This window comes from Accumulibacter sp., from assembly GCF_031732815.1.
In the GTDB taxonomy this organism is placed as follows: Bacteria; Pseudomonadota; Gammaproteobacteria; order Burkholderiales; family Rhodocyclaceae; genus Accumulibacter.
The window spans coordinates 23,612-25,973 of sequence record NZ_JAVMKF010000063.1; the positions used below are offsets into that span (position 1 = coordinate 23,612).

At 67.3% G+C, this 2,362-nt stretch carries 2 protein-coding genes; one reads left to right on the forward strand and one right to left on the reverse strand.

All coding sequences use genetic code 11. From position 1 onward, the window contains the following. A partial coding sequence (locus RKP46_RS05470) for a DUF4129 domain-containing protein (RefSeq protein ID WP_311105694.1) occupies positions 1–1,071 on the forward strand: 1,071 nt, incomplete at its 5' end. Positions 1,072–1,129: 58 nt separating this feature from the next. Here the strand turns inward: RKP46_RS05470 and RKP46_RS05475 are convergent. Then, positions 1,130–2,293 (reverse strand): M20 family metallopeptidase, encoded by a 1,164-nt coding sequence (locus RKP46_RS05475; protein ID WP_311105695.1) that lies wholly within the window; start codon positions 2,291–2,293, stop codon positions 1,130–1,132. Positions 2,294–2,362 lie beyond the last annotated feature (69 nt).

The following is a 2,362-nucleotide window of genomic DNA, read 5'->3' on the forward strand; positions in this document are numbered from 1 at the left end:
TCGGCGGTGATGGTGATGTTTGCCGCCATGCACTGGCGCGCCGACTGGACGATGCTCTTCTATTTCGTGCCCTACCTGTTGGCCGTCGTCTTCACGCTGGTTGCCGAGCAGGTGAGTCGGCGCGTGCACGAAGTGCAAAGCGATGCGCTCGGACAGAACCTGGTCGGCGGCCAGGGAGCGTCGATCGTTGCGGCGACGGCCAGTCTGCTGATCGTCGCGCTGGCGCTCTACGCGCTCACTCCGCAAGTCACCTGGCTCTGGCTGAAGTCTCAATACGGCCAGCTCAGCAACTTGGGATCGCTGCGCGGTATCGACCCGGGCGCGCGGGGCGGACTGCGCGAAGCGGGCGGCCTCGGGGGCGGAGGCGACGATGCGAACAGCGCGGGCGGCGCCGACGGGCGCGCTCCCGGTGGCGATCAGGATCTGGCGCATGGCGCGGCCGATGGACCAAGCGGCGACGGCTATCGCGAAAGCATACGCGTCAACTTCGGCTGGCCGACGGTACAGGAAATGCGCCAGGCGGCCAAGCGCTCTGGTATGCCCGTCTGGCAGGCGACGACAATCCGCCAACTCGCCGATGCGGCTGAACTCATCGAGCGGATCGTCCAGCCGCTGACGATCAAGGGGGCGGCGATCAGCCGTGTCGTCGGCGAATGGCTGGAGGCCAGGCGGTGGGCGATCATTCGTGGCTTGGTCGGACTCGTGCTGGTCCTGCTGCTCGCCGGGGCATGCATGCTGGTACGCGAAATGCGGCTTGGTCTCTGGCTGCGCGTACAGTTCGATTTCCTGCGCTTAGCCCTGTTGCGCCGGCATGCGGCGGGCACGGTCGGTGCCTGCCAGATTTTCGCGGCGATGCAACGACTCTTCGCGCTGCATCAGGTCGAGCAAGACGTGCGGCGCAATGCACGCGAGTATCTGGCTGCGCTGAGTACGATGCATCGCACCTTACGCCGCGAGGCGGGCGAAATGGTCGAACTCTTCGAGCATGCGCGCTACGGCAACGGCGCGGTCAGCACTCGCCAGCTTGCGCGCATGTGCGAGCTTTACCGGCAGATGTACCGCTGCCTGTGAGCACGCGGGCAGCGTAGACCGGCAGGCGCGAACGGCCGGCCGCGGTGTACGGCAACGGTCAGACGTGGGTTTCGCGCAGGGCGAGACGCGCGAGCGCGTCGAAGTAGCTGGCGCCGACGACCAGCGCTTCCTCGTCGAAGTCGAATTGCGGATTGTGCAGCGGCAGGTTCGGCGTGTTCGGCCCACGACCGCCAAAGCGTACGAAACAGCCGGGGACACGTTCCAGATAGAAAGAAAAATCTTCCGCGCCCATGCTCGGCAGTTCCTGGGTCAATACACACGCACTGCCCACCACCGACATGGCGGCCTGGCGCGCCAGCACGGTTTCCCGCGGGGTGTTGACCACCGGCGGATAGGTTGGCGAAAAAGTCAGCTCGATCTGCGTCTGGTAAGCCTCGCCGAAGGCACGGCACATTCGTTCGAGTCCGGCGATCAGCCGTTGCCGCGTTTCTGGCCGGGTGCTGCGGATCGTGCCGGAGAGCTGGGCGTCATGCGCGATGGCGTTGGCGGCACTGCCCGCGTGCAGCGTGCCGACGGTGACGACCGACGGGTCGAGCGGGTTGGTTTCCCGCGAGACGAGCGTCTGCAAGCCGCCGACCAGCGCCGCGCTGGCGACCAGCGCATCGCTTGCTTCGTGCGGGCGTGCGCCGTGGCCGCCACGGCCGGAGACCCGGATGTGGAAGCCGTCGGCTTGCGCACAGACCGGGCCGCAGGCGGCCATCACCTGTCCGGTCGCATAGTGGCAGGTCAGGTGGCCGCCAAAGATCATCGCCACGCCGTCGAGCGCGCCCGCCTCGATCATCACGCGCGCCCCGCAACCGCCCTCTTCGGCCGGCTGGAAGATCAGGACGACGTCGCCCGCCGGCGGGTTTTGCCGCAACAGCATGGCGGCGCCGAGCACCATCGCCATGTGTCCATCGTGCGCGCAGGCGTGCATGCGTCCGGGATGGCGCGAAGCGAACGCCAGGCCGGTCTGTTCGGCGATCGGCAGTGCGTCGAGTTCGGCGCGCAGCGCCACCGCCGGCGTCGACGATTGGCTGCCGCGCAGGCGTGCGATGATTCCGCCGCCGACCCCGCCGTACTCGCAGGGGATCGCCAGGCGCTGCAGCTCGCGCAGCACGAAGCGGGCGGTCTTGCGCTCGGCGAAGGCCGTCTCGGGGCACTGGTGTAAGGCGCGACGCCAGCGCAACAGGTGTTTCCGGATTCCTTGCGCGGCCAACATCAGCGCTGCACCTCGTTTACTGTCACACTATTTCCTTCGTTTCCTTCCCGTTTCTTTCCGACGCGACTG